This window comes from Methanoregula sp. (genome assembly GCF_049510175.1).
In the GTDB taxonomy this organism is placed as follows: domain Archaea; phylum Halobacteriota; class Methanomicrobia; order Methanomicrobiales; family Methanospirillaceae; genus Methanoregula.
Genome location: NZ_JBEKZF010000007.1, coordinates 45,860 through 71,939, shown reverse-complemented (window position 1 = coordinate 71,939; position 26,080 = coordinate 45,860). Strand labels below are relative to the sequence as shown.

The 26,080-nt window shown below is 57.4% G+C and carries 32 protein-coding genes; 12 read left to right on the top strand and 20 right to left on the bottom strand.

From position 1 onward, the window contains the following. Positions 1-7: 7 nt before the first annotated feature. Positions 8-676 (top strand): potassium channel family protein, encoded by a 669-nt coding sequence (locus ABSG49_RS09995; RefSeq protein WP_424025986.1) that lies wholly within the window; start codon positions 8-10, stop codon positions 674-676. Here the strand turns inward: ABSG49_RS09995 and ABSG49_RS09990 are convergent. Both ABSG49_RS09990 and ABSG49_RS09985 read right to left on the bottom strand, forming a co-directional pair. Continuing rightward, entirely contained in the window at positions 665-1,861 is a 1,197-nt protein-coding gene (locus tag ABSG49_RS09990; protein ID WP_424025985.1) for an NAD(P)/FAD-dependent oxidoreductase, read from the bottom strand. The two genes, ABSG49_RS09995 and ABSG49_RS09990, sit on opposite strands and share 12 nt — an antisense overlap. After that, positions 1,851-2,027: a 4Fe-4S binding protein gene (locus ABSG49_RS09985; RefSeq protein ID WP_424025984.1), complete on the bottom strand. Its 177-nt coding sequence runs from the start codon at positions 2,025-2,027 to the stop codon at positions 1,851-1,853. The genes ABSG49_RS09990 and ABSG49_RS09985 overlap by 11 nt, the downstream gene beginning before the upstream one ends. A gap of 315 nt (positions 2,028-2,342) precedes the next feature. On the opposite strand from ABSG49_RS09985, the gene ABSG49_RS09980 reads away from it, so the two are divergent. Both ABSG49_RS09980 and feoB read left to right on the top strand, forming a co-directional pair. Then, complete coding sequence (locus ABSG49_RS09980; RefSeq protein WP_424025983.1) at positions 2,343-3,062, top strand: metal-dependent transcriptional regulator; 720 nt, start codon at positions 2,343-2,345, stop codon at positions 3,060-3,062. After that, the gene (feoB, locus tag ABSG49_RS09975) at positions 3,059-5,047 is read left to right on the top strand and encodes a ferrous iron transport protein B (protein WP_424025982.1); all 1,989 of its coding nucleotides are present in this window, start codon (positions 3,059-3,061) and stop codon (positions 5,045-5,047) included. Before ABSG49_RS09980 ends, feoB begins: the two co-directional genes overlap by 4 nt. 42 nt (positions 5,048-5,089) lie before the next feature. Here the strand turns inward: feoB and ABSG49_RS09970 are convergent, their stop codons facing one another. Beyond that, the gene (locus ABSG49_RS09970) at positions 5,090-6,211 is read right to left on the bottom strand and encodes an endonuclease Q family protein (protein ID WP_424025981.1); all 1,122 of its coding nucleotides are present in this window, start codon (positions 6,209-6,211) and stop codon (positions 5,090-5,092) included. Between the two features lie 60 nt (positions 6,212-6,271). Beyond that, positions 6,272-6,889 carry a 6-phospho-3-hexuloisomerase gene (hxlB, locus tag ABSG49_RS09965; protein ID WP_424025980.1) on the bottom strand — a complete coding sequence of 206 codons (618 nt, stop codon included), beginning with the start codon at positions 6,887-6,889 and terminating at the stop codon, positions 6,272-6,274. 463 nt (positions 6,890-7,352) lie between these two features. Here hxlB and ABSG49_RS09960 point away from each other — a divergent pair, with 463 nt between their 5' ends. Next, entirely contained in the window at positions 7,353-7,826 is a 474-nt protein-coding gene (locus ABSG49_RS09960) for a redoxin domain-containing protein (RefSeq protein ID WP_424025979.1), read from the top strand. 179 nt (positions 7,827-8,005) lie between these two features. Here ABSG49_RS09960 and ABSG49_RS09955 read toward each other — a convergent pair whose 3' ends face one another. The 10 genes from ABSG49_RS09955 to ABSG49_RS09910 form a co-directional block, all read right to left on the bottom strand. Further along, positions 8,006-8,305, bottom strand: a complete 300-nt coding sequence (locus ABSG49_RS09955) for a hypothetical protein (RefSeq protein ID WP_424025978.1) — start codon at positions 8,303-8,305, stop codon at positions 8,006-8,008. A 343-nt stretch (positions 8,306-8,648) separates the two neighbouring features. After that, complete coding sequence (locus ABSG49_RS09950; protein ID WP_424025977.1) at positions 8,649-9,404, bottom strand: proteasome assembly chaperone family protein; 756 nt, start codon at positions 9,402-9,404, stop codon at positions 8,649-8,651. Further along, positions 9,397-9,552: an RNA-protein complex protein Nop10 gene (locus ABSG49_RS09945; RefSeq protein ID WP_424025976.1), complete on the bottom strand. Its 156-nt coding sequence runs from the start codon at positions 9,550-9,552 to the stop codon at positions 9,397-9,399. The genes ABSG49_RS09950 and ABSG49_RS09945 overlap by 8 nt, the downstream gene beginning before the upstream one ends. Then, on the bottom strand, positions 9,549-10,340 hold the full coding sequence (locus tag ABSG49_RS09940) for a translation initiation factor IF-2 subunit alpha (protein ID WP_424025975.1): 792 nt from the start codon (positions 10,338-10,340) through the stop codon (positions 9,549-9,551). Before ABSG49_RS09940 ends, ABSG49_RS09945 begins: the two co-directional genes overlap by 4 nt. Before the next feature lie 8 nt (positions 10,341-10,348). Further along, the gene (locus tag ABSG49_RS09935) at positions 10,349-10,537 is read right to left on the bottom strand and encodes a 30S ribosomal protein S27e (RefSeq protein WP_424025974.1); all 189 of its coding nucleotides are present in this window, start codon (positions 10,535-10,537) and stop codon (positions 10,349-10,351) included. Positions 10,538-10,542: 5 nt separating this feature from the next. After that, entirely contained in the window at positions 10,543-10,821 is a 279-nt protein-coding gene (locus ABSG49_RS09930; protein ID WP_424025973.1) for a 50S ribosomal protein L44e, read from the bottom strand. A 43-nt stretch (positions 10,822-10,864) separates the two neighbouring features. After that, the gene (locus ABSG49_RS09925; protein ID WP_424025972.1) at positions 10,865-11,542 is read right to left on the bottom strand and encodes a hypothetical protein; all 678 of its coding nucleotides are present in this window, start codon (positions 11,540-11,542) and stop codon (positions 10,865-10,867) included. An 11-nt stretch (positions 11,543-11,553) separates the two neighbouring features. Then, entirely contained in the window at positions 11,554-12,684 is a 1,131-nt protein-coding gene (priS, locus tag ABSG49_RS09920) for a DNA primase catalytic subunit PriS (RefSeq protein ID WP_424025971.1), read from the bottom strand. After that, positions 12,681-14,258, bottom strand: a complete 1,578-nt coding sequence (locus ABSG49_RS09915) for a tRNA uridine(34) 5-carboxymethylaminomethyl modification radical SAM/GNAT enzyme Elp3 (protein WP_424025970.1) — start codon at positions 14,256-14,258, stop codon at positions 12,681-12,683. Before ABSG49_RS09915 ends, priS begins: the two co-directional genes overlap by 4 nt. A 6-nt stretch (positions 14,259-14,264) precedes the next feature. Beyond that, entirely contained in the window at positions 14,265-14,531 is a 267-nt protein-coding gene (locus ABSG49_RS09910; protein WP_424025969.1) for a UPF0058 family protein, read from the bottom strand. A gap of 76 nt (positions 14,532-14,607) precedes the next feature. Between ABSG49_RS09910 and ABSG49_RS09905 the strand changes: the two genes are divergently transcribed. Continuing rightward, positions 14,608-15,474 (top strand): ADP-ribosylglycohydrolase family protein, encoded by an 867-nt coding sequence (locus tag ABSG49_RS09905; protein ID WP_424025968.1) that lies wholly within the window; start codon positions 14,608-14,610, stop codon positions 15,472-15,474. Positions 15,475-15,663: 189 nt separating this feature from the next. Here the strand turns inward: ABSG49_RS09905 and ABSG49_RS09900 are convergent, their stop codons facing one another. After that, on the bottom strand, positions 15,664-16,110 hold the full coding sequence (locus ABSG49_RS09900) for a UPF0179 family protein (RefSeq protein ID WP_424025967.1): 447 nt from the start codon (positions 16,108-16,110) through the stop codon (positions 15,664-15,666). 11 nt (positions 16,111-16,121) lie between these two features. After that, positions 16,122-17,201, bottom strand: a complete 1,080-nt coding sequence (locus ABSG49_RS09895; RefSeq protein ID WP_424025966.1) for an NAD(P)-dependent glycerol-1-phosphate dehydrogenase — start codon at positions 17,199-17,201, stop codon at positions 16,122-16,124. Between the two features lie 11 nt (positions 17,202-17,212). Between ABSG49_RS09895 and ABSG49_RS09890 the strand changes: the two genes are divergently transcribed. The 3 genes from ABSG49_RS09890 to proS are packed head-to-tail and all read left to right on the top strand — an operon-like array spanning position 17,213 to position 20,088. Then, on the top strand, positions 17,213-18,079 hold the full coding sequence (locus ABSG49_RS09890) for a DUF63 family protein (RefSeq protein ID WP_424025965.1): 867 nt from the start codon (positions 17,213-17,215) through the stop codon (positions 18,077-18,079). Further along, positions 18,072-18,638: a stage II sporulation protein M gene (locus ABSG49_RS09885; protein ID WP_424025964.1), complete on the top strand. Its 567-nt coding sequence runs from the start codon at positions 18,072-18,074 to the stop codon at positions 18,636-18,638. The genes ABSG49_RS09890 and ABSG49_RS09885 overlap by 8 nt, the downstream gene beginning before the upstream one ends. A gap of 13 nt (positions 18,639-18,651) precedes the next feature. Further along, positions 18,652-20,088, top strand: coding sequence for a proline--tRNA ligase (proS, locus tag ABSG49_RS09880; protein ID WP_424025963.1), 1,437 nt, complete (start codon positions 18,652-18,654; stop codon positions 20,086-20,088). A gap of 182 nt (positions 20,089-20,270) precedes the next feature. On the opposite strand, the gene ABSG49_RS09875 is transcribed toward proS, so the two are convergent. Continuing rightward, a complete protein-coding gene (locus tag ABSG49_RS09875) occupies positions 20,271-20,810 on the bottom strand; it encodes a hypothetical protein (RefSeq protein ID WP_424025962.1) in 540 nt (179 codons plus the stop codon). A 233-nt stretch (positions 20,811-21,043) separates the two neighbouring features. Between ABSG49_RS09875 and ABSG49_RS09870 the strand changes: the two genes are divergently transcribed. The 4 genes from ABSG49_RS09870 (at position 21,044) to ABSG49_RS09855 (ending at position 24,150) form a co-directional block, all read left to right on the top strand. Continuing rightward, positions 21,044-21,754, top strand: coding sequence for a sugar phosphate isomerase/epimerase family protein (locus ABSG49_RS09870; protein WP_424025961.1), 711 nt, complete (start codon positions 21,044-21,046; stop codon positions 21,752-21,754). Between the two features lie 79 nt (positions 21,755-21,833). After that, complete coding sequence (locus tag ABSG49_RS09865; RefSeq protein ID WP_424025960.1) at positions 21,834-22,109, top strand: acylphosphatase; 276 nt, start codon at positions 21,834-21,836, stop codon at positions 22,107-22,109. A gap of 132 nt (positions 22,110-22,241) precedes the next feature. Next, positions 22,242-22,652 carry a hypothetical protein gene (locus tag ABSG49_RS09860; protein ID WP_424025959.1) on the top strand — a complete coding sequence of 137 codons (411 nt, stop codon included), beginning with the start codon at positions 22,242-22,244 and terminating at the stop codon, positions 22,650-22,652. Between the two features lie 115 nt (positions 22,653-22,767). Further along, on the top strand, positions 22,768-24,150 hold the full coding sequence (locus tag ABSG49_RS09855; RefSeq protein WP_424025958.1) for a YcdB/YcdC domain-containing protein: 1,383 nt from the start codon (positions 22,768-22,770) through the stop codon (positions 24,148-24,150). Positions 24,151-24,162: 12 nt separating this feature from the next. Here the strand turns inward: ABSG49_RS09855 and ABSG49_RS09850 are convergent, their stop codons facing one another. From ABSG49_RS09850 to ABSG49_RS09840, 3 genes are all read right to left on the bottom strand, one after another. Continuing rightward, positions 24,163-24,618 (bottom strand): hypothetical protein, encoded by a 456-nt coding sequence (locus ABSG49_RS09850; RefSeq protein ID WP_424025957.1) that lies wholly within the window; start codon positions 24,616-24,618, stop codon positions 24,163-24,165. A 156-nt stretch (positions 24,619-24,774) separates the two neighbouring features. Continuing rightward, the gene (locus ABSG49_RS09845; RefSeq protein WP_424025956.1) at positions 24,775-25,083 is read right to left on the bottom strand and encodes a hypothetical protein; all 309 of its coding nucleotides are present in this window, start codon (positions 25,081-25,083) and stop codon (positions 24,775-24,777) included. A 3-nt stretch (positions 25,084-25,086) separates the two neighbouring features. Next, positions 25,087-25,992, bottom strand: a complete 906-nt coding sequence (locus ABSG49_RS09840; protein ID WP_424025955.1) for an Mrp/NBP35 family ATP-binding protein — start codon at positions 25,990-25,992, stop codon at positions 25,087-25,089. Positions 25,993-26,080: the final 88 nt, after the last annotated feature.

Here is a 26,080-nt window from a genome sequence, read left to right as displayed (position 1 = left end):
GGTAGTCATGTACATCATCATCGTAGGGCTCGGTGGGATCGGGAGAAACCTCGCCAAGATGGCAGTCGAACACGCACACAACGTGGTTGTCATTGACCAGGACGAGGCCCGGTGCAGCGAGCTGCTTGAACACTACGATGTCATGGCAGTGACCGGCAATGCCACGGACAAGACTGTTCTCGAAGAGGCAGGCATCGACCGGGCCGATGCCCTGATCGCGACCACGAGCGACGATTCGGTCAACCTGATGACCTGCTGGCTCGCCAAGAAATTCCGGGTCCTCAATGTCGTTGCGATCGTCAACCAGCCCTCCCACTCCGACTTTTTCAAGGAGGTCGGGGTCCGGATCAGCGAGAACCCTGACGAGCTCGTGGCAGCCCGCCTCTATTACTGGACCCAGAACCCGCAGCTCCAGCAGCTTGCCTCCATTCCCGGCGGGAGCATCTTTGAGATTGTAGCGGAGGCTGGCGCCCCGATCGTCAGCCACGAGATCCGCGAGCTCAAGGTGAAGGACTTTGTCTTCATCGCCATCCGCAGGGCCGGTGGAGAACTGATCATCCCGAGCGGCAACGTGAAGATCCAGCCGGGCGATATTTTCACGGTATTCACAAAAAAAGAAGCCGAAGATGACTGCCTGCGGCTCCTCAACAAGCAGCTGAAAAAATCAGCGGAGTGAGGCAGCGAGCGCGCCGAGCTCGAGCATCAGTTTCGGGTTCACCTTGATGATTTCTTTTATAAGGGTGAGGGTCGAGAATTCCTTGAGATTGATGTTCGAGACCGAGTGGATGATCTCGTTGAGTTTTGTATCGGGTTGCTTGATCAGATATTCCTTGATATGGTAATTGCGTTCGATCGCCTTACCCATCTTCGATGCCCGCCATGCCTTGTCGTAGGCCATGAGCGCCTTCTTCGAGACATCGCCCCTTCCGATGCAGTCTGCTGCAATCTCTGCCGCAAGCCGGCCGGTATACATCGCGTTATAGATGCCGCCGCCCGTGAGGGGATCGACGACCCGGGCTGCGTCGCCGGTGATGATAAGGCCGTCGGCAACCGTGCAGGCAAGCGGGCGGCAGACCGAGACCCCGCCGGGGATGAACTCGATCACCTTGCCATGGGGGAAGGTCTTTTTCACGAATTTGTCGAGGTAGTCCTTCGCCCGGTGGCCGTCCCCGCTCTTCTTGCCGGAGATGCCGATCCCGACATTGGCCGACCGCTTCCCTTTGGGAAACACCCAGAGGTAGCCTTCCGGTGCGACCTCGTTGCCGAGATAAAAGACCGTTGACGTTGGGTCGATTTCGATATCGGTCATCACGTACTGGACCGAGCTCATGATCTCGCGGACCGGGACCGTGGTGTCGATCCCGCACCATTTCGAGAACTTTGATTCGACCCCATCGGCAGCGATAACCACATGGGTCCTGATATTTGTGATCTTACCACCGGATTCGACCTTTGCGCCCTTGACAACACCGTTCTCTATGATCGGGGCACATGCCCGGGCCTTCACCGCAACGTCTGCACCCGCCTCGGCCGCTCTCCAGACCAGCTCACGGTCGAAGAACTTCCGGTCGAGAACATAGCCGACCTTGCTGCCGGCCATCTCCGAAGACAATTTCATCACGAAGCCGTCCGGGGCGACGATTGTTGCACCGGTCATCTCCGCGGAGATCCAGCGGGGGTCGGGCTCGATGAACTCGAGGAGGGCTTCCTTGCCGATCCCTTCCGCACAGCGGACCGGGGCGCCGATGGCCTGGCGTTTCTCAACGATACATGCCGAAAGGCCTTTCTCTACGGCAGTCTTCGCCGCGATCGCTCCTGCCGGGCCGCCACCGACGATGAGGACATCATACTTATTTTTCATGGATGACCTCCAGGGCCCCGAGAGGGCAGACTTTTGCACAGATACCGCAGCTGGTGCAGTTCTTCTCTACCGAAAGATACGCGTCGATCAATTCAAGGGCGCCTTCCGGGCAGACCGATACGCAGCATCCGCAATATCCACAGATATCCCGATGTACTTTGAGCATTGAGAGATCATGTTGGCGTCATCCTCCATTAATATTTACGATGCTAAAAAAACGTTTACTGCCAATGTAGTGTCAGCAGGATGACAGAAGGGTGGGGGAATGTTCACTTACAGGCAAACTTACGGACAAAATATACTGACTGCTCAACATAACAGAAAGGATATTCCGCTCAGAAATCCCCGTCAACAGCATACGACCGGACCCGGCAGCCCCCTTCACAGAGATCCCGGAAAATCCCCTGTAAAAATCAAAATGCCGGGGGATTTAGGCCAACCTAAACGTTTAATATTTAGGGAGGGCTAAATACCGGGTACAATGGCTCAGGAGCAGGTCGAGGAATATCTCGAAGCGATCTATGATCTCGAATCACGGAATGGGTCAGCGAAAACAACCGCGATAGCAAAATGCTTGAAAGTCGCCCCGGCAAGCGTGACGGAGGTGCTGAAAAGTCTCTCGGACAAAGGGTTCGTCCAGTACGAACCCTACCAGGGCGCGACGCTGACAGAAGAGGGAAAAAAGATTGCGGATACGATCAAGCGGAAGCACCGGCTCCTTGAAGTGTTCTTAACTGATGTCGTCAAACTGAACCAGGAAAAGGTCCACGATGAAGCGTGCCGGATGGAGCACACGATCTCTGAAGAGACAGAGGATGCTCTCTGCCGGATGCTGGACGCGCCGGCACACTGCCCGCACGGCAGCCCGATCAGCCCCTGCAACAAAGGTGTGGGGAGCTGTGCCGAGTGCGACAGTGCAGGAAAAACCGATATGCCCGTTGCCATCCGGGATAAAAAGATCATTCCCATCACGGATCTCAATCCGGAACAGAAAAGCCGGATCGCTTTCATCCGGGGGGACTGCAAAGTCGTCCAGCGCCTCTCCGACCTTGGGCTTACGCTTGGGACCAACGTTTCCATCCTGAAAAAAACACCCATGGGGGGACCTGTAGAGATCCTGGTGAGACGAACAAAACTTGCCATCGATCACGCGATCGCCGAGAATATCTTTATCGAATCGCCGGGGCCGGGTGAAACATGAGTGGGTGCGGAGAATGCAAAGGCTGCTCAACCGGCGGGGAATCCAAAATAAAAAATGCAGACTACACGATTGCCCTTGCCGGCAATGCCAATGTCGGCAAGAGCGTGATCTTCAACCAGCTGACCGGTGTTGACCAGATTATCGGTAACTGGCCGGGAAAGACCGTCGAGCGGGCGGAAGGACTCCTGCTGCACAAGGGGAAGCGGATCCGGGTGATCGACCTGCCCGGCATCTACTCCTTCTCCACGTACTCGATGGAGGAACTGGTCTCGCGGGATTTTATTGCGCTCGAACACCCGGATGCAGTGATCAACGTCATCGATGCCTCGGCACTGGAACGCAATCTCTTCTTCACGATCCAGCTCCTGGAACTGGCACCCCCGCTGATGATAGCGGTCAACCAGATCGATCTCGCCGAAAAGAAAGGAATTACCATCGATAATGCTAAACTCTCCACCCTGCTCGGCGTCCCGGTTGTACCGACCGTTGCCATCCGGGGCAAGGGGATCCCGGCCCTCACGGACGCAATCACGGGTCTCATGCAGGATCACCCGGTTCCTCCGGTCCTCCGCTATGGAAAGGAAGTGGAAGAGCGGATAGGAAAAATTATCTCCCTGCTGGATACGGTAACGACCCCGTATCCCGTGCGCTGGACTGCAATCAAACTGCTCGAACGTGATCCGGCAATCGTGCAACTCATAAACGGACAAGCCCCCGGCATTGCTGAAACGGCGGGCTCTCTCGCGGGGGAGATCGAATCCATCCATGGGGAACCGGTCTGTGTTGTCATGAGCGCGGAGCGGTACCAGATTGCAGACCGGATTGCGGCCGAAGTGATCACCATGCGGTCACCGGGCGAAGGGCCGCAGAAAAAAAGCCTGAACGACAAGCTCGATGCAGTCGCCCTCCACCCGGTTCTCGGGTACCTCGCAATCATCGCCGTGATTGGGGGGTTGCTGCTCTGGACATTTTTGATCGGGGCGCAGGTCTCGGCATTTCTTACCAGTTTCCTCTCGCAGTTCGAACAGTACGAACCGGTGGTCTCAGGGCCGCTCATGGACATTCTCTGGAACGGGGCATTCACCGGGTTTATCGCCGGCGTGACACTGGTCATTCCCTACGTCCTCCCGTTCTATATCCTCCTCGCGGTTATCGAGGACTCCGGCTATCTTACCCGCATATCGGTGATGCTCGACCGTGGCATGCACAAACTGGGACTGCACGGGAAGGCGATCATTCCCCTGATCCTCGGGTATGGGTGTAATGTCCCGGCCATTTATTCGTGCCGGATCATGGAAACGCCTAAGCAGAAGACCCTCGCCGCATTTCTGGTGACGCTCGTGCCGTGCACTGCACGGACGGTGGTCATCCTCGGACTTGTCGCCGCGTTCGTCAACATCTGGTGGGCGCTCGCACTCTATGCTTTTGATATTCTCCTGATCATTGTTGCCGGGAGAGTTGCGTTCAAGGTCATGCCGGGCGAGTCTGTCGGGCTGATCATGGAGATGGCGGATTATCATATCCCCTCGCTCTCGGTCGTCCTGAAGCAGACCTGGGCCCGGACTAAATCACTCATCTGGATCGTCTTCCCGGCTTATATCATCGGGAGTGCCGTTCTCCAGGGATTCTATGCAGCGGGGCTTCTCAACCCGGTAAATGATCTGCTCGCTCCCGTTACCGTTCTCTGGCTCGGGCTTCCGGCAATCATCGGGATCACCCTTATCTTCGGGATCATACGAAAGGAACTGACGATCCTTACGCTCGCCGTGATCTTCCACACGACGAACTTTGCAACGGTACTCTCCCCGGTCCAGCTGATTGTCCTTGCATTGGTCTCGATGCTCTACATCCCCTGCATCTCGGTAATTCTGGTACTCGCATCGGAGTTCGGCTGGAAAAAAGCACTTGCGATATCCGCAACCGAGATCGTCATGGCGATCGCCATCGGTGGGATCGCGTTCCGGGTACTGGGATTGTGGATGTAAACGGAGAACAGGTTACGGCAGAGGTAATTCACAACTTTTTTATCATCCGAGCGAGAACGTCCCGTACTTCCCGCCGCCGCCCGGGTGAAGTGTGACAGTCCCTTTCCGCAGGGCATCGACTGCATCCGCGACTTTCGGATGGACTGCCCGGATCTCCGCAACCGGCGCATCGATCAGCACGGCGATTTCGTTGCCGAACGTGCTGAGGAGGGTTGCATAGATCGCCGTGCACTTCTTTGTGTTCGGGGACGAGGTCTTCTCCATCGTCTGGATAATCTGGCCGAGGGGAATGATGTGGACGTACGGGGGACGGGGACGGGGAGTACCCTCGCCGGCCAGCTCCTTTGCCCGGTCGGACACGCCCTTCTTGATGATCCCGCCATCTGCCGGGCACCGCCACCGGTTCCCGATGGCCTGTTCGATGGAGTACTGCGTGAAGCACCGGGTACAGGCCGTGCGATTGTACTTCCCTTCCTCCGGGAAGAACCCTGCGTTCATCTCGATTGCCCTCGTCTTTATGCTGGCAAGCACTTCCTTTGGGTTCCGGTGCTGGAGCCGAAGCCGGTTGAACTCGCGGCCGAGCTTCTCCGGGTACGGGCTGTGGGCATCAGAGTTGGTGAGGAACGGGACATCGTAGAGGTCCGGGATCGCCGCCCCGTACGAGCTATCCGCCGAGAGACCGAGCTCGAGGAAGTCGATCTTCTCGTCCCCATAGCAGGCCCGGACACTGTCGAAGCAGGCATACATCGCGGTCCACGGCGTGAAGGCATGAGCGGGGCCGACCAGAGCGCCGACATCGTGTGCCAGCGCCGCGATCTCCCCTCCGCTCAGGTAGACGTGGGGGCGGCCGCTCGTCTCAAAACTTTTGCACTTCCCGGCCATCAGGTCGCGGAGCTGGCTGAACTGGGCGAGGTCTTCGGCAAGGATCACGTGGTGGACGCGTCTCTGGTCCTCGATCTCTCCCTGCGGGACGATGACGATCCCGGCATCGTTCTCCAGATACAGCTGCCAGCTTTTCTGCCAGTCCGGCTGGAGTGCATCGCCCGTACCGAGCACATGGATGCCCTTCGTCACGCATCCTTTCAGGAGCTGCTCCGGCTGCATGAAGCGGGAGACGGCCATCGAGTACGGGGAGTGGATGTGGAGGTCAGCGTTGACGGGCATGGATAGCTTATAGATGGGTTGTTACGGGATATAAGAGAGGGGTTTGGGTGGGGTTCTCCCTCATTCCACATTGGCCAGCCGCCCCTTCAGTTCCCCGGCCCCCTCTTTTTTTGCTTCCATCAGCGCAGAGATGACGGCGTCAGAGAAGATCAGGGCAAGGGTCTCAAACATGGTGCCCAGCGGGGCGAATGCCGATGCGACCGATCGGTATTGCCCGGTCATCTGCCGCTCCTCAAACGTGGAGGTGTCACCCCGGTAATACCCGGTGAGATCCCCAAGGTTCACCACGCAGTCTGCGATCCTGCTCATCTTCGAGTCCGGCGATGCGGTGATGAGGCAGACGATTCCCCCAAGCTCCTTTACCGTACTGGAGAAGGTCACCATCGAGTGCGTCTCACCCGATCCCGAGAATACCACCAGGGTATCGCCCGGCTGCAATGCTGGAGTGATCGTCTCCCCGACAACGTAGACATCAAAGCCAAGGTGAAGCATCCGCATGGCAAATGCCCGTGCAATGAGACCGGACCGGCCTGCCCCTGCCACATAGACCCGTCGTGCCGCGAGCATCCTCTGAAAGAACGCGGAGGTCTCAGCCTTGTCCAGCATAGCGACGGTCTTCCGTATCGACTTTGCCATCTGCTCCATGAAGAGCGGAATATCGGAAAATTCTTCGGTCATGGATATACTGGGATGTTACGTATAGTCAGATATGAGGGTATCGGTGGAACGGAGTCCTCCGGATCTTATGGGGGGGTCGGGCAGGGTCATGATGGCCCGGGCTCAGGCCTTGTGATCCTTCCTTCATTCCCTCCCAAAGGTACTGGTTCCTGTATAAGTTCTGACGGAAAAATTATGCCGGGCTTCATAGGGATCACCAGGATCGTTAAGGTCGTGATCCCGGGTAATGAGCATTTTTACCCCATCCGACCCCCCTCTTCCCAATCGGGATCTGCATGTTTATGCAGGCTGTTTTATGACGTTGCGGTACGTGTTGCGGAGGATCGTAGGGGCGTGGGGGGTCGGATGGGGTAATATTGGGATCATGGGTGACCAGCCCCCATGCTGGGGATCGTGAGGTGAGCTGTATCGATCCAAAACCTCATACATCCCGGCCACAAGAAAACCATAACAAGGTGATCTGATGATACAGGCCAACATGGTACAGGTGGGCGATCCTGCCCGGAACTTCTCGCTCAAGGACCAGAACGACAAGACCTTCGACCTCTACGAACAGGCAGGGAAACGCGTGCTCCTCTCCTTCCACCCGCTCGCATGGACCGATTTCTGCGCCGCCCAGATGAAATCCCTTGAGGTGCAGCGGGACGTGTTTCTCGCGAACAACTGCATCCCCGTCGGCATCAGCGTCGATTCCCGGCCCTGCAAGCAGGCATGGGCGAAGAGCCTGAATATCCGGGAGACCCCGCTCCTCTGCGACTTCTGGCCCCATGGCGCCGTTGCGCAGAAGTACGGGATCTTCCGTGACGAGAACGGGTTCTCCGAGCGGGCGAACGTGATCGTGGACGAGAAACAGCGGGTCGTGTTCGTGAAGATCTACCCGGTGCATTCCGTGCCGGATATTGAGGAAATCGTGGGGTTTTTAGAGAGAAATGCATAATAAAAAAAAGTTCATCAGAAAATTTTTATTGGTAAACAAAATCGCCCCCCCTCTTGCGCCACCAGTCCCCCGAGGGGGATGGGGCGCATTGCGATAATCCCCAGACAGGTAATATTGAGGCATCGCAATAGGGGGATGCCAAAGCGGCGGGGGCAAAGCCCCCAAGAGCGTCGGCAGGTTTATTCAATTTTTATATCAAATGTTTTTTCATCTACAATTTCTGCGATTTTTTTAACTCTTTGATTTATTGATGGATGAGTTAGCGCAGACAGGCCATAATGTGGCATCTTCTCTAAAGTTTTTTCTAAAACCAAAGAAGGTTTCGATATTTTGTATTTATCTCGAAGTAAAATCGATGCAAATTTATCACATTGATATTCTTCCAGGAAAAGGAAATACCACACAGAAATAAGAACAATAATTATGATGCTGAAAATCTTGACTAATATTTCAAATTGTATAAAAATTACAATGGACATAATGACGATAAAGATGAGAAAAAGATATAGAATACTTCGGTATAGAAATCGAATATGTCCCTCCTCATGGAGTAAGCTAATTCTTATTGAATTTTCACTCAACTGATTCATCTTAAGATTATAGTGAATTGTCTTCAAGCCAGCATGAAAATAATCCCATTTATCAGAGACTTTTATTGAATGAGACCGAGAAATTAAGCCAATATTTACTAACTCATTAAAAATTCGTTCACATGAATCCTTCCGGGATTCCATATGCATGAATTAAAAATAATGGATTAATAATCATTCGAATTCTAAAATAACTAATCAATATTACAAGATGAACAGAATCTTCTATAGCTCACCCGATATAGCTCAGCTCCTCATCCCCGTGTTTCTCTCCCTCGACCATGCTCTCGATCGCCTTCTCCATCTCGGCGGCCCGGTCGTTGAGTTTCGTTTGATCGACAGGAACATCGATAAGTTTCGAGAGGACCGCGAGCACGTTTGCCGCACTCATCGGGTCCACGAGGTACCCGCTCGTCTCGCCCATCAGGCAGACCGCATCGATGCCCCACTCTGCGGAGAGGCCGAGGATCAGGCCGGCGGCACCGATGATCCCGCCGCCCGGTTCGTCGCGGTTGAACGTGACGCCCGCCGCCTCAAGCTCAGTACGGAGCTCTGACCGGTTCACCGCACCGAGCACCCTGGGCTCGTTAACGAGATGGCCTACGCCAAACCCTCCGAGCGTGTAGATCCGTTTCACCTTCAGCTCCTCGGCGATCCCGCAATAGAAGTCCGCGAGGATATAGTGCCCCTCGTTGGAGGTGCTCTGGTGGTCACCGACAAGGAAGAGTACGTCCTTTCCTCCGGACTGGTAGAGGAAGAGCTCGTTTCTCGCAAGCCGTGCAAGACCATTCTCCTCAAGGATCACCTGCGGGGGGAGGTAGATCGAATGGATCTCACCGATCTTCTCCGCCGCAAGTATGTGGATCATATACTCGGCGACCAGTTTTCCAACCTGGCCGATGCCGGGGAGACCTTCGATAAGGATGGGATCGACCAGCTGCTTGTCCTTGAAACTGTCGAGGTACCGGACCGTGATATCCTCAATCATGTTTTGCCAGCCTGCGGTATTTACCGTACTTGTCTTCAGGAGAGAACCGCGCCGGGTGGGCGACAGCCGTAGACCTGCCGCATTCAGGACAGGTTAAAGAGAGGGTATAGATATGATCTGCCGGGCACTGCCGGATACGACCGCTCATTGACTCTTCCCGGACTTCGGTTTCTTGACGAGCTTGCCCTCGCCACCGGCTTTTTCCAACACGGCAATCGCGGCATTGGCGGACTTCTCGATCGCCTTCTCCGCGGTCTTGTAATCCGGTGCCTTCACCTTGATCCGGTACGTAGGTGCACCGAGGTATAACAGTTCGATCTCCGCCCCGGCACTCTTCGAGGCGCTCGCCTTCTCAAGCGCCTTCCGGATCACCTCGACGCCGTCCGGCCTGGTCGACTCAATGATCAGGTGCCCGGTGACCTCGACATGGGGCACCTTCACGCTCTCGTGCGCCACGTGGTGGAGAACCTCCGTGACCTTCTTTGAGAACCCGAGTTTCTTGAGCGTGGTCTCGGGGTCGATGACAATATCCTCGAAGACCGGGTAAAATGCCCCGTACTTCTTGTAGATGACGTCCTCGATCGCGGCCAGGGGCTCCCCGGTCTGTTCCGCAACGAACCCGAGCCACTTCTGTGCCTTGGACTCGTTCTTCCACTCGCGGATCTTTTCGCGGCGCTGGTGCTCGTTGACATCCTTTAAGGAAAGGTCAATGTGGCCACGGCTCCGGTCAACGTTGAGGACCTTGCAGACAATCTTCTGGCCCTCGCGGATATGGTCACGGATATACTTGATCCAGCCCGTGGCGATTTCAGAGATGGGGATGAGCCCCTGGCGGCCACCGTATTCGTCGAGCGAGACAAAGGCGACAAAGTCCTTGACATTCTCGACCGTGCAGACAACCAGTTCCGCTTCCTGTGGCCACTCTCTGTCCGCCATGGGTGGTGTCACTTGAGCTCTGAGACGATCTCAGCCTTGATGTTCGCACGTCCCCCGGCGGGGGTGGCAAGCTCTTTGCCGCAGACAATGCACTTGACGACCGTGCTGGCCTTCTCGAAGACGACCTGCTCGTTCTCGCAGTCCGGGCACTTTACCTTGAAGAATTTACTCCGGTTTTCCCGAATATGGCTTACCATTACACTCACTCCGTCAGCTCGAATTTTGCAACACGGTAACCCTTGCGCAGGTGCGCCTTTTTACAGACGACACAGCGGTACCGGACATTGATCTTCTTCGTTGGCTTGTCGCCGCCGGGCACCTTGGAGAACTTGCCCATGTTGCCCACTGTGCCTCTCCGCGCCTTCTGGCGGTCAATCCAGTGGAGGCCGGTCGTCTTGCCCTTCTTTACCTTCTCGACCTCATGCACCTGGTGTTTCCTGCAGAACGGGCAATAGGTCGTAAATTTTGCTGGCATTTTCATGAAATTTTCACCGATGATTCCGAATCGAATACCTATATTATTTTCAAAGATTCATATTTAAGACTATGTTGCGTTCACTCAGGACCGCAGCATTCCGCTCAGGAAGCGTCACTATATCTCCCTTTGAGAGGGTATAAATCCTCCCATCCACGCCCATGAACGATTCCATGTCTTCGAGCACCCGGACAAGGGCGCAGGGATGGGAAATGGGTTCGGGACCCTTCGGTACCACAGTTGGCAGAGCCTGCGTGCCCGGTTCTGCCGGATCGTCCGCCAGAGGTTCGGATTCTTCTTCGTCCACGACAGCCGCAGCTACGGGAGGCGTGCGAGACGTGAGCGGGGCGTGCGGCAGGTTCTGCAGCAGGATGCCCTTTGACTGCTCGATGCTTGCCGTGATCTGCTCAAACATCTCCCGCTCGGCCGGGATCATCCGCTTCACCTCCTCGCGGTCGTAATAGTTGCCCTCGGCATGCATCACCGCGAGGGCGAGGATCTTGCGGATGCGGAGGGAGAAGATGTCGTGGAGGGTCTCCCGGATCGAGAGGGTCTCGTCAATCAGGGAACGGGCCTCGTCCGAGAACGGGTCCTCAAAGGCATACACTTTTTTCGTGATGGCCGCGAGCTCCGCATGCCCCTTTTCGAAGATGTCAGAGACTACGGATGTGAGCCTCCCGGTCTCCCGCTCGGACAGGAGGGTGCTGCGCAGGTCGTCAAGCTTCATGGTTTTAGTCCTCAGGCAATCTCTGCCATGCCGCGGCAGCAGAGGAATACTGCGACCGCTTCCGGTACTGTAGTGATGCCCTTTGGGAGCTCATAAGTACTTCCGAGCATCGGCATCTTCATCGGGAACTTCTGATCCACCTTCACGTCCCTCGTCCCGAATACAACTGCATCCGTGAGCGGCTCGAAGTCATGGAGCTCCCGGAGTTCGAGCGGCTGGACCCGCATCCCGCTTCCGCCATGAAGGGAGGTCGGCATCCGGATCAGCCTTTTGGTGTCCGTGGTGACCGGTTCGTCGGCGAGTGCCGCCCGGGACAGGAGCCGTTTCTTAAACTCCCCTTCCTGCTGGGCAACGATGATACCGAGCACCCGGTTCTTCAGGATCATACTGGATGGGTGGCGTCCGATCTCCGTGATGATCTCTTCACGTTTCCTGAGGAACGTGGCAGCCGAGTCCTTGCCGATCCCTTCGATTGTGGTCATGTGGGCCATCGCATCCGGTTCCGGGAGGGTCCCGATCCACCCGAGGTACTCGATAAGCGCCTCGCGGTACCGCTTCTGCCACCCCGGGGCGGCCGTGAGCTTTCCCGTGAGCATGGCCGCAGGTTCAATCCCGATCCCGCAGACATAGTCGATCAGTTCCCGGCGATCGGCGCTCCCCCAGCCCCGGAACGCGATGTCCTTGACGTGGACATGATACCCTCTCCCCCCGGAGAAGACCAGCTCGATCGTCTTAGGGTCCATGCCGAACTCGTCGGTCAGCATCGATATGAGCTTCTCCGTTTCCTCTTTGACACGGGCGAGCATCTGGTCGTACGGGCCCCGCATGATGTGGTCGGCGTCGAGGTCGAAGATCAGGTCGGCCCCGCACCAGCCCTTGTCCGCCATGGTCCCGGCATCGGGTTTCTCGTAATAGGCGGTCGAGTAATAGGCGTGCTGGGGGATGAGGTTCCGGATATATTCGGCCAGTTCCCCGCGGCTGGAGAAACCAATATGCCTCCGCATGCGCATCTCGGTCCCGCCGGGATTGAAGAGGACAAAACCCCACTCGCGCTGCTCAATGGATGAGGGCGAGATGAGAACTGTCTTCTTGTAGTACTCGGTAAACCGCTGGCGGAGGAATTCGGTAGTGGCCGGGTTCATGACAACCCCTTAACCATATAAGGACCTTTACGTTCATAGCCCTGCCTGCGGTAATAGGGCCGGACTCCGATGCCGCTCATGATGGCGAGGTGTTCATACCCGGAAACGGACGCAATCTCCTCGGCCCGGGCAAGGAGTGCCCGCCCGTAGTTCCGGTGCTGCCACTCATCCGCCTCGGCATCCTTCCCGACTGGCACGAGGCTGCCGTACACGTGCAGCTCCCGCAGGAGCGCCGCACTGTCAAGCTCAGGGCGGTACACCTGCGACGGGAACCGGAGCCGGGCAAAGCCGATGAGCGAGTCGTCCGCTACAGCCGAGATAAAATGCTCCTGCCCGCCGCATGCCTCGTACTGCAGGACCCGCATCTCCGCCTCCCCAAGCGAGGGGAGCCGGCCGATCTCCCGGCAGCGGATGCACCGGCAGCGTTTCCCGAGCAGCTTCAGCCGGTTCTGGGCGAGCTGCCGGAAGTTGGAGTGCGGGGAGCCAGCCACGATCAGCTTCGCCGGGATGTCGCGTTGGATCCGCTGGAGCCGCACGTACTCCGGGATGAGCGACTTCCCGTACGCGATCAGGTCCACGAGCTCGTCCTCGTCATACGGAGCATAATCACCCCGCTGCCAGAGGCCCTCGATCTCCGAACCCGGGGTGACGAGTGTGGGATAGATCTTGAGGAAATCCGGCTTGAACCGGGGATCGGAAAAGATCGTCTCGAACATCTGCCGGTCAGCCTCGATTGTTGAGGAGGGGAGGTTGGGCATCATGTGGAACCCCACTTTGAGCCCGGCATCGCGGAGGAGGGTGTTTGCCGCCACGGTGTCCTCGACTGTACACCCGCGCCGGTTGAAGGAGAGGATCGCATTATCAACGTGCTGGACACCGATCTCCACCTTCGTTACCCCAAGCCCTAGCATCCGGTCGATGTGCTCCCGCCGGCACCAGTCGGGCCGGGTCTCGAAGGTGATCGCGACGCAGCGGATCGGGAAAGTCTCGTTCGCCTCTTCGACCACGGGGACAGCGATAGGCTTCAGGGCCGGGGCACCGCCCGGATACGTGTTCATCGCCTCGATGCACCGGGAGACGAACTCCTCCTGGTACTCCACCGGCCGGGCGGTCATCGTCCCGCCCATCACGATCAGCTCCACCTTGTCCACGCGGTGCCCAAGGATCTCGAATTGCTCGAGCCGGGCCTGCACCTGCCGGAACGGGTCGTACCCATGCTCCCGTGCCCGTTTTGCTGCAGGTTCTTCGCCCGTGTAGCTCTGCGGGGAATGAAACGGGTGGTCCGGCCCGCCCGGGCAGGGCAGGCACTTCCCGTGGGGGCAGGGAGCGGGGGAGGTCATCACGGCGACCGGCGCGACACCGGAGAGCGTCCGGCCCGGCTTGACGAGCAGGATCTTCCGCAGGGCCTCCCGCTCCTCCGGTTGCGCAACGGCGAGGATCGCGGAGTTCTTTGGCACCACGGGCAGGGCATATTTCCTGCAGATCTCGATCTTCGCCGCAACGATCGCTGCGTCGCCGGGGGGCAGGGTGAGGATGCGGGAGATCATCTCCCGGAGCGCCAGTGCCTCATCCATGACAGATTAATGTTCGGCTGCAACTTTCTGTGATGCAGTCTCTGAAGAATAGTTCACCACTTGCACGGGGCGGTGGTGGATATGGGTAACGATCTCATCCCCGAGTGTGAGGAGAGCATCCTTGTGGGCTTTTTTGTCCTTGTGGATATGGACAGGAGAAATTTCAAGGGAATTGTAGCGTTCGGTTTCGATCTCTTCGTTGGTGACGTTTTCATAGTACTTCTTGATGTGGATCATCAGCATGTGTAAATGCAGCAACTCTTCCTTTTGCACACTATCACCTCTTCCAAGATGATCCTTTTTTTTGTGGGACACATATACCTTATTGGTGAGATTTATAACAGGAAGAATGCGGCACGCGGGATCGCTCGTTGCGCTCGCAATTGGGGACGCGTTGGGTGCGCCTTTAGAAGGATCTCGCAAACCTGAAGCGTGGGTGACCCAAATGCGTCCCGGCGGGCGCCATTTCCGGAAAAAAGGGGAAGTCACGGACGACACGCTGCAGGCTATGGCAGTCGCGGAATCGCTTGCTTCCTGCGGGCGTTTTGACCCGGATGACCTTGCAGAGAGATTATTCCAGGGATATATTCAACGCCCGGAATGGTACGGCCCGACCTCTTCGCTGTTCTTTGATCTGGTTCGTTCCGGCACCCTGCCGCACCATGCCGCACGGATCGTGCACCAGCGCCGGCATGGCAGCCGGTCCAACGGGAGCGTGATGCGGGGCTTTCCCCTCGGGATCTTCTATCCCGCCCCGCGAGTCGCTGAGGTCAGCGTAACCTGCTCGCGGCTCACCCACTACGATCCGGTCGGGGGCTACTGCTCCGCGTTCCTGAACGTGATGGTGAGCGATATGATACGGGGAACTTCACGCAGGGAGGCGTTCCGGCACGCACGGTCGCTCTGCACATATCCGGAGGTTCGCACAATGCTCGGCAATTACCGGGATTATACAATAGTACCAGGGCTCGATGCAGTACAGTGCTCGCATGCAGCTCTTTCGTGCTTCATGGAGTCGCGGACACTCGAGCATGCGATCCTCTCCGCGGTCAACCTTGGCGGGGATGCGGACACGGTCGGGGCCTGTACCGGGGCACTGGCGGGGGCATACTGGGGCCTCGAGGCCTTACCGGAGCGGTGGAGCCAAGGGGTCGAGGGATATGAGAAGCTGGTGCACCTGGCGGGGCGGGTATGGGAAGGGAGGGAAGACCGCTGAAAGGGCGGGATTCGCAGAGTCACATTATCTATTCTCTGTGGTAGACAGGAGGATGACCCCATCTCTCCGATCGAAGAACCCTTCGGGTTCTTCTCCCGCCTCACCCCGCGTTCCGTGAGGTTCGTCACCCCCAAGAGCGTTAATATATTTTTGTAAAAAATAGAGAACTACCGGATCAGGCCCGTATCTTCATGCCGGCTTGATCTCCACCAGCTTCAGGGCCCTGCCCTTCTCACAGATGTCCGGGGCATTACCCAGCACATCCACGACGATATACTTCTCGCCCTCAACCACGCCGTCGGGCCGGCAGAGGGTATAACTCCGGCAATCATGCTTGTTGCAGGAGAGATCCGGCTTGATCTTCGAGTTGATGATCGCCATCTCCGGGCTGATCAGGAGCGTAATCGGCGCCTCCATCACCTCGACCGCGGTCGCGCCGTTGAGGTGGACAGCGCACTCATGGTGGGTGGTGCGGACCGAGACGATCCGGTACTTCCTGCCTTTCTGGAGGTTGTTGCATGCCTTTTTTACCTTGCAGCTCTCGCAGTCAGCCACTTCACCTTCGTAGATGAACTCCACACCCTGCTTTGCAAGCACCGTCCCGACCAGTGTCACTTTCGTTTTTGCTTCTGCCATGTGCGACAACCTCACTCTCTGTACAGCATCTGCACGAGGTTCTCCGCCGATTCACGTGTGAGCCCCATATCGAATATGGTAAAGCGCTCGGGACGGATATCCTTTGCCATCAGGAGCGCCTCCACTGCGATGTCATCGTCAATCCCCACTTCCGCCGGGGTCACGGGGGCGCCAATGGTCTTCAGGGATGCCCGGATCCCCCGCCAGTCGCCGCCATGGAGGTACATGGAGATGATAGTGCCGATCCCGCAGCTCTCCCCGTGAAGCGCCTTGCCCGGGGCGAGCCGGTCGAGAGCATGAGAGAACTTGTGTTCCCCGCCGCTTGCCGGCCGGGACGAGCCGGCGATGCTCATCGCGACCCCGCTCGAAACAAGCGCCTTTATGACAAACCATGCCGACTGCTCCTGATGCGGCTTGATGAGGTGGGCGTTCTTCACGAGGATCTCCGCAGTCATCTTCGAGAGCGCAATCGCGTATTCGCTCACCGGCTCGCCTTTCACGCGGTTTGCAAGTTCCCAGTCGAGGATCGCGGTATAATTGGAGATGATGTCAGCGCACCCCGATGCAAGGAGACGATGGGGGGCCGATGCGATGATGCCGGTATCGGCAACGATCGCAATCGGGGGCTGGGCCTCGAGCGAGGAGTGCCCCCCTTCCGTGGCGACCGAGGCCCGGGACGAGGCAATGCCGTCATGCGATGCGGCGGTGGGAACGGAGATGAACTGGATGTCGAGGTTGTAGGAGACGATCTTCGCGGTATCGATCACCCGGCCGCCGCCAACACCAATGATGAAGTCTGCGTCCGCTGCCGCCTTCTCGGCCGCTTTGATTATCGGCCTGCTGATCTCCTCGGCAAAGAACGGCGTCACCTCGTGGTGCTCCGAGAGGATCTCCCGGACCCTGTTGCCGGCAAGCTCCATTGTGCTCCTGCCCGAGATCATGAGCGCAGTCTTCCCGAGTTTTAAGTCGTTGCAGACCGAAGGGAGCTGCCCGAAGACATCATGGCCGATCACGACGTCGCGGGGAAACTGCATCCAGCGGGACTTGTCAAAGACCTTCGGTTTGAGTAATTTTATTGCATCTGCGCTCATTGTGATCATGGATGATTAGTGATTTCATCTACAAATATTACATCGATCCCATCAGGCTCGGGCAGCCATATAATGTGGTAGATACGCTTACCTACGCGATCATTCTCGTGGTCGGTGTGTATCTCCTCTACCGCTGGCTTTCGCAGTCCACGTGGCTGTCGGATATCGGCTTTTCGATCGATACGACCTTCATCCTTGCGACCCTCCCGTACGTTCTCCTTGGGGGCGTCCTCCGGGTGGTTGAAGATACCGGCATGATCACCGGCGACCTCAAGTATCTCCTGATCACCCCGCTGATCTACTTCGTCCTTTTTTTCTATACAATAGGGATACTCTTCCTCTCCCGTTATCTCACGGTGCAGGGGCTCACCAAAAATTTCCTCACGTTCTATTTCTGGGCCGGCGTGATGTCCGTTTTTGTCTCTGCGCTCGTCCTCGTCGCGTGGAGCACAACCCATCATGGCGTTGACCTTTATGTCCTGACCGTGATCTCCCTCATGGCCGTCACCGCCACGGCAATCGTCTGGGCGTTCATGCGGTATGTCTGCCGCTGGGAATATATCCGTGACCCGCTTTACATCACCCTGCTCTTCGGCCAGCTCCTCGATGCCAGCGCCACCAGCTTCGGTATCGACCTCCACCCTGCAATCCAGTACACGGAAGAGCACGTCGTAGGATCAGGGCTGATCAATCTCACCCATACCGCGTTTGTGATGTTTCCCTTGAAACTTGTCGTCCTCTTCCCGGCCATCTACGTGATGCAGCTGTACCGTAAGGAGGCGAACCCGGCGTTCTGGCACCTCGTGCTGCTCGCGATGATCGTAGTCGGGTTCGCACCGGGTGTCCGGGATATGGTGCGAATGGTCCTCTATGTCTGATTCCCCGCTGACAAATGCGCTGGTAATCACTTTCCTCCTCTTTATGACTACCATGTGTGTCGGGTGGATCGGCTCAGCGCAGAACCCGGCGGTTGGGCAGGACCTCATGAAACTGTTCGAGAAGGAGGTGGCGGGGCAGATGTCCGGGGAGAATCCCGCTGACATGTGCGTCAAACTCTTTGCCAACAACTTCGAGGCCTGCATCTTCCTCTTCCTTGGAGGTGCGTCCTTTGGGATTCTCACGATCTTCATTATGAGCCTGAACGGGATCGTGATCGGGGCGATTATGGAACTCGTCAGCAAGGATCACTCGGCCCTCTTTGTCGCTGCCGCGATCCTCCCGCACGGGGTTTTCGAAATCCCGGCCTTCATCATCTCGGGGGCCCTCGGAATCATGCTCGCCCAGTCCCTGATCGCGGAATGGTATGGCGCCGGTGACACGGCGCCTGAGGCAAAGCACTACGCCCGCCTCTTCATCCTCTACGTCATCCCACTGGTTGCCATCGCCGCATCTGTCGAGGCTTTTATTACGCCTGTTGTCATACATCTAGTAGCTTAGAAGGTTGGAGGACATGGACGATGATGCGGGCGCCTTGCCGCCAAAGCAGGACTTTTCCGGATGGTTTAACGATCTCCTCTGGCGGGCCGAGATCATGGATGTCCGCTACCCGGTCAAAGGGCTCTATGTCTGGTACCCGTACGGGTTTGCGATCCGCAAATTCGTGTACAACCGGCTCCGCGAGCTCCTCGACCGCGACCACCAAGAGACGCTCTTTCCGCTCCTGATTCCCGAGCAGGAATTCATGAAGGAGGCCGAGCATATCAAAGGCTTCGAGGACGAGGTCTACTGGGTAACCCACGGGGGTAAGACCCCGCTCGATGTGAAACTCGCGCTCCGGCCCACAAGCGAGACCGCGATCTACCCGATGTACGCGCTCTGGCTCCGCTCGCACGCTGACCTGCCGATGAAATATTACCAGATCGTGAACACGTTCCGGTACGAGACAAAGCAGACCCGACCCCTGATCCGGCTCCGCGAGATCACTTCGTTCATGGAGTCCCACACGGTTCATGCGACCTGGGACGAGGCGGAGGCACAGGTGGAATATGAGCTTGGCCTCACCAGAGAGTTTTACAACGGGCTCTGCATCCCGATCACGATCTCCAAGCGCCCCGACTGGGACAAGTTCCCGGGCGCCGATTACACGATTGCGGTGGACGCGATCATGCCAAACGGCCGGACCCTCCAGATAGGAACGGTCCACCATCTCGGCACGCACTTCTCGAAGACCTTCTCGATCCAGTACGAAGACCGGAACGGGGAGCAGCAGCTGGCAAACCAGACCTGTTACGGGATCTCTGAGCGGTGCATCGCAGCCCTCATTAGTATGCATGGCGACGACAAGGGGCTGATCCTCCCGCCGGCCGTCGCACCGGTCCAGGCGATCATCATCCCAATCACGATCGGGAAGCGGCACGAGGACGTACTCGCTGCTGCACAGAAACTGGAGGCCGATCTCAAGGTCGCAGGGTTCCGGGTGAAGATCGATACCCGCGACATGCGGCCCGGGGCGAAATACTACTGGTGGGAACTCCGGGGCGTACCGCTCCGGCTCGAACTGGGCCCGAGGGATCTTGATGGGGGGAAAGTGATGGCCGTGAAGCGGACGGGCGGGAAGAGTTCCCTTGAACTGGCGACCGTGTGCGATGACATCCCCCGGGTGTTCGGCGAGATCACCGCCGAGATCCGTGCGAAGGCCGATGAGCACACGAAGACACACCTCTGCTCTGTCGAATCGATGGACGCCCTCAACGCTGCGCTCAACGAAGGCAAGGTCGCTGTCGTCCACTGGTGCCGTGAGCAGGGATGCGGCGATATAATCGAGGAGAAGGCGAACTCGAGCATCCTCGGTACCGAAGTCCGTTCACCTTACGTTTTGTCCACGGACGGGACGTGCATCGTCTGCGGGAAGTCCGGCAAGGCAACTCTCGTTGGACGATCGTACTGATTCGGCCACCACAACCACAATTGATGTGGACACAGAAAAACCGTACTTCAGGAAAGTGATCCCTTTTTTAATCACACGGGATTGGCAGAAAGAACTCCTGACTGGTTCACGTTGCTTTTCGTAACTATACTCATTTTTCCCGGCTTTTCGTTTCGAAGAAAAAAGATCTGCCGGGGCAGGCATTACAGCGGGAGGAGAATGTTGTTCTCCTTGAGGATGGTCGGGGGAGCGAACCTCCGTATGGTCAGAGGTGTGCCGGTCGGGGACCTGACGACAATGGCGACCAGCCGTTTGGCAGGGAGGTATGCCCTCGGGTTGATTTGGATGGTGAACTGCTCCCTATCCTCAAGCCGGTCATTGGGTTGGCCGACCTCATCTGTGACATTCAGGATTCCCCAGGCGCCTTGGGGGGGATTGCCCCGGAAGCCGCTCACCGGGACAAGGGTTTCGGTCTGGATCGTATCGGCATAGTAAATGGTGATCTTCTCCATGTCGACCGGCGCAGCACCCGGAACGAGCCCGACATTGAAGGTGAGGGTATCGATCGCGCCCCCGGCTAAACTATTCCCGGTCACATCCCCGATAAGGGTCAAGACCTGCCCCGGTTGCACTACATCAACGGCAGGCTGTGCAACCGGGCCCGTGGCTTCTTCATCCGTGCAGCCTGCTGCAAGGACCGCGCCGATCAGCATACCGATCAAGAGAAGAGACTGCCACTTCACTGTCAGGATCTCCAATAATGTCTTGCGGATAATGTGAGAACGGGTTCTTATAAAAACACTCCCACCGGCAGAATGGCCGGATGTGCCAGCGCTTTCAGGATGCAGGCCGGATCAGTTTTCACGAAAAAACCAAAAGATTGGGGAAGTCCCCTGCCCACTTGGAAATTTCAGTAATGCCTCCCAGATATCCCCCAATCCCAACCTTTTTATCCCGTCCCACGCCACCGCTCAGCATGCTGGGCATCTCGAGTTACTGTCTCCTTGACGAGCCGCTGTCCATGGCGCTGAACCAGCTTTCTGGTCTCACCAGCCTGATCGAAGTGGTAGACGAGGGGCCGCATCTCGTAACCGACCCGGGACTCTTCGAGAGTTATTCCGCAGACTTTGTCCTCCACGCTCCCTATCATGGGATGAACATTGCCTGCCTCTTCGAGCCCGTCCGCAGGGCAAGTGTCGAGGTGATGACCGACTGTTTCTCGGTCGCCGCAGAGATCGGCGCTGCTGTTGTCCTCCACCCGGGGTATTTTGCCTGGGAACAGGAACGGGAGCAGGCCGACCGTCAGTTCAGAAAATCTCTCGGTGAGCTCACGGATGCTGCACACGAGCTGTCGCTCACGTTCTCGTTCGAGAACATGGGGGACATGAACTTCTTCAACCTCCGGACCCCGGAAGACCTCTCGATCATCGAAGGCACCCGGTTCACCCTCGATGTCGGGCATGCAAATCTCAACCAGTGCCTGCCGGGATTCCTCGAAACGAAGATCAGCCACATGCACATCCACGACAATAACGGGAAACGGGATACCCACAGTGCCGTGGGTGAAGGAGATATCAGTTTTCCTGCGGTGATGGCAGCGATGAGAAGAGAGCACGCGACCGCAGTCATCGAAGTGAAGACGCTCGACGGGGTTATGAAGAGTATCAGGGCGCTCGATGTCCTGTGATGGTTATCCCCTTTTCCTGCGATGCCGTTCACGACTATTTGCCAAGGTTTATGGTGGGCGGTTTCCTCAAAAATACTCTATGGAGCGGATCACGGCCATTGCCCGGGGACGGGTGCAGGGTGTGGGATACCGGTACTTCGTTGAAGAATGCGCCCATGCGACCGGCGTGCACGGGTACGTGAAGAACCTGCCAGACGGTACCATGGAGATAGTGGCCGAGTGCTCCCCGGCATCGCTTGCGGATTTCATCCGGCTCGCCCATGCACAGGGCGATCCGGTGATCCGGGTTGAGGAAATCACCATCACGCCAGGTCAGGCCACAGCAGAGTACCGGGGCTTTCGTGTCGAATGGTAACCCGGCAGGAGTCTCCCGGATCCGCGAAACCATAACTCCCTGTTACCGTTCCGGTTCCTTTTCCCGGTCCCTCTCCACCCTCCCGACCACAAACCTGTTCACGCCCCTTTCCAAAACTTCTGCGGGAGTTTTATGGCAACAAATACGTGGAGGGCACATTCTGCCGGGTGGGCTTTTATCTTCCTTCTGCTGGTCGGTTCTATCACTGTCACCGAGGTCATTGCCGCAGGCTCGGACCCTCTCATGGTAATGAAAACGCCCGGGCCGGATCTCAATGTCACTAACCACTCGTTCACCGATGCAGAGATGATGGAGGACTTTGCGGTGACCCCGACACCGATCACGATCTTCAGGGCGGAAGTGACCGCGGAGACACTGCCCGGCCCGAGATACATGGCCTTTGGGCCGAGCATCATCGGCTTTTCCATCGACCCACGGTTACTCGTCATGTGTTTTGCGGTGGTCATTGTCAGCCTCGTGGTCTGGTTCGTGGTTTTAAGGAAATGCAGCAGGAAAGAGACAAAAAAAGAGAAGAAAAACTGACCCCTACCTGCAGTCCTGTTCCCGGGCGATACCGGATACCGGTCCCGCACCCCGGTCTCATCCGCCGTTTTTCCCGTTTCGCACAGACTACCCTGACCCCGGCCTTTTTTACCTGATGCAGGACAACGATACTATATCTGGTGACGCGGCAGTGGCAATGGACGACGAATTCAACGGACCATACCTGCCTGAACGGTATAAGCAGAAGGTGCGGGAGAAACAGCAGCGCCGAAGGGTAAAGAAGCTTCTTTTCGCGGGCATCATTATCGCTACCATTATTGTCATTCTCGTTCTTCTTGCCGGATTCCTCAGTAATGGTCCACAGGCACCACCTCCGGTCACGCCCACGCCAGCTGTATCCGCTGCACCCACCGCAACACCGGCCTCAGTCACCACCCCCCTTCCTTACGACACAACTATATCACTCCCATCCGTCAATCCGGCCCCTGCAATGGAGTATACCATCGCTCCCGGGGTCCCGGTCACGGCCACCGGGGGTTCGCTCTCGCTTGCTGGTGCAGTCGCTGCACTCAGGGACTATTACCCGGAGGAGGACTACGCGATCCGCAGCGTGAACTATTCGGCAGGTATTTCCCGCAGCCTCTTCGGGTTTGAGATAAAACCGGCCATCAGCCCGGTAGGCACACCGGAGTCCATGGTCTTCATCGATGCGATCACTGGCAAACCCTACGCCACCGGCCAGGAAACTGCCGCAGTGACGGCTGACAAAGCAAAAGAAATCGCCACCTCCTCCTTCCCGGACGTGAGTGCAGACAACGTAAAACTCTGGTACTACGACAGTCGCGATAAGGGAGGGGTTTGGATGTTCATCCTCGCATCCGGAAACATGACCCATGTTTCCGGCAGCGTTGATGCAACGAGCGGCGATCTCGTCTCGTTCATCCGCAATATCCCCTCTGACGGCCGCCAGGCGGACCCGGTCATCACCCAGGACAAAGCAGAGAATATCGCCAGCCACTACATCAGTGACCACAATGGTGGAGCGCTCCCGCTCAACCAGACCTCTGCCCGCTACGAAGCATGGGGAACACCCTCGGTCCCCGCAGCGGGCCGGTACGTCTTCGCATGGGAACGCATGTTCCTCGATTACCCGGTGGATAAAGACGGAATCGAGGTCTCCGTGGATTCGGTGACCGGTGACGTGATCGGGTATGACAAACTCTGGACTACACCGGACTTCGCGTTCTCCCAGACCCTTGAACAGGCAGTCGTACAGCGGGATGCCACCTTTGCCGTGATGCAGGCGGCTAAGAATCTGTACCCGGACTCTGTGGAGAGCGTCCGCATCCATTCAGCAGAGATCCGCTGGAACAACCAGCACGTACCCGGTGCCAGCCAGCGGCCCGGCAGCGTCCCGCTGGAGTGGAAAGTGACCTTTGACGATGTCGTGATCCGGGCCGACCCCACGCTCCCGGAGGGTGTCGGCTGGGTTGATATCCAGACCGGGAACGTGACGGCGCTGGAGTACCGGCACTAAAAAAAGGATGATTCAGCACCGGTCGCAGACATACTCGACCGCGAGCGCGGTCTTCCGCATATCACCCTTGATATGCTTCCTGCCGCCACGGAGGAACCAGTGGTGGCACTTCGCGCAGTACTTTGGCAGGATGCGGTCCCAGGCCTTCATCGGAATTTCAAGGGAGAACCCGGTCTTGTTCCACTCTTCGGGAGGTTTCTCCATATTCTGCTCGTAGGTGGCAACGAACTCCATGATCTGGTGGGGTGGAACGCCGAGGTCAACGAACTTCTTGAAGAGGAAGTAGTTGAATATGAGCCACGAGAGGTCGGAGCGGTCGAGGATCCCCTCATACTCCCCGAACGACTCCTCGAAGTCCTCGAGCGTGCAGCCGCATAAGGGGCATTTGCCGCCCACTAGCTCGTCGAGAAAGACCTCTTCCTGGCACCCCGGACAGGTCGTGTGCGGGGACTGCATGCGTGATGTCATTATTACTCCATGTGTAAGGGGGGTATAGTATTCAGCGGTGACCGGATGTGGGCCTGTGTGGTATAGTAATGTTCGTAGTATTGATCGGGTCTGCACATAAGGGTATCACCAGTGCATGTTTACTCCGATAAAAACGTAGCGGTTGAAGGAAAAATGTTAGTCCGCTGCAGGTTCGGCAGGCTCCATGATGAGCGAGCCGAAGATAACTTTCTCGAGCACCTGCGCCACGTACTTGATGTGCATCGCCTGCTCGAGATCTTCGTTGCGGTGGATATCAGCATAGAGCTGGAGGCGCATCAGAGAGAACCGGAACCGGTCGAGCGTCTCGTCGTCAAGGTTCATCGCCTCCCGGTAAATCGGCTCCAGCAGATCGGGAAACGATAGCGGGTGCTCAAGGGCCGCGACAATCCCCTTGTAGATCGGAAGGGATTTTTCCTTTCCGGCAAGAATCCGCTGGTAGTCCATCACTTATCCCTCAACGACCTTGATGAGCGATTCCATGACTGCGTCAACGCTCTTCCATGTGGGGCTGTCGCCCCGGCGGATGATGAACGGGCGGCCCTCGTCGCCGGCCTTGCGCATCTCGATATCGATCGGGATGGCACCGAGGAAGGGGATATTGAGCTCTTCTGCGATCTTCTTGCCGCCGCCCTTGCCGAAGAGGTCGATCTCCACGCCGCAGTGAGGGCAGAGCATGCCGCTCATATTCTCGATGACGCCGATGACCGGCAGGCCGAGCTTCTCGATGAACTTCGCGGACTTTCTCGCATCGAGAGTCGCAACATCCTGCGGGGTGGTGACGATGACCGCACCGCGGACATTGGGCGCGAGCTGGGCGATCGTGAGGGCCTCATCACCAGTCCCCGGCGGGAGGTCAACGACGAGGTAGTCCAGCGGGCCCCAGTTGACTTCGGAGAGGAACTGCTGGATCGCCGCCATCTTCATCGGGCCGCGCCAGATGACCGGCGTGCTCGTGTCGGGCAGCAGGAAAGCCATCGACATGACAGAAAGCATGCCGGTGACATGGACGGGCTCGATCTTGTTGTCCATCATAGCCAGCTTGTGTTCCTCGATCCCGAGCATCTTGGGGATGTTGGGACCGTGCATGTCGAGGTCGAGGAGCCCGACCTTCTTGCCATGGTTCGAGAGGGCATAAGCGAGGTTGACCGAAACGGTCGACTTGCCGACGCCGCCTTTGCCGGAGAGGACTATGATCACATGCTTGACGTCGAGGTCTGCCTTGGGGGGGAGGCCGGCGACACCGCCTTTTGCCGAGGCACAAGTGCTCGCGGTCGGGCAGCTGGAACACTCCTTCTCGCACTCCTCGTCTGCCGGTTTCATCTGGGTGTTCTTCGGGACATTTTTCTTTGCCATGAATTGACTCCTGTGATCAGTATGCAATCCTACCAGTTGTGCGCGGAAGACAATAAAGATGGGAGATCTGTGCAGGCCAGGAAAAACA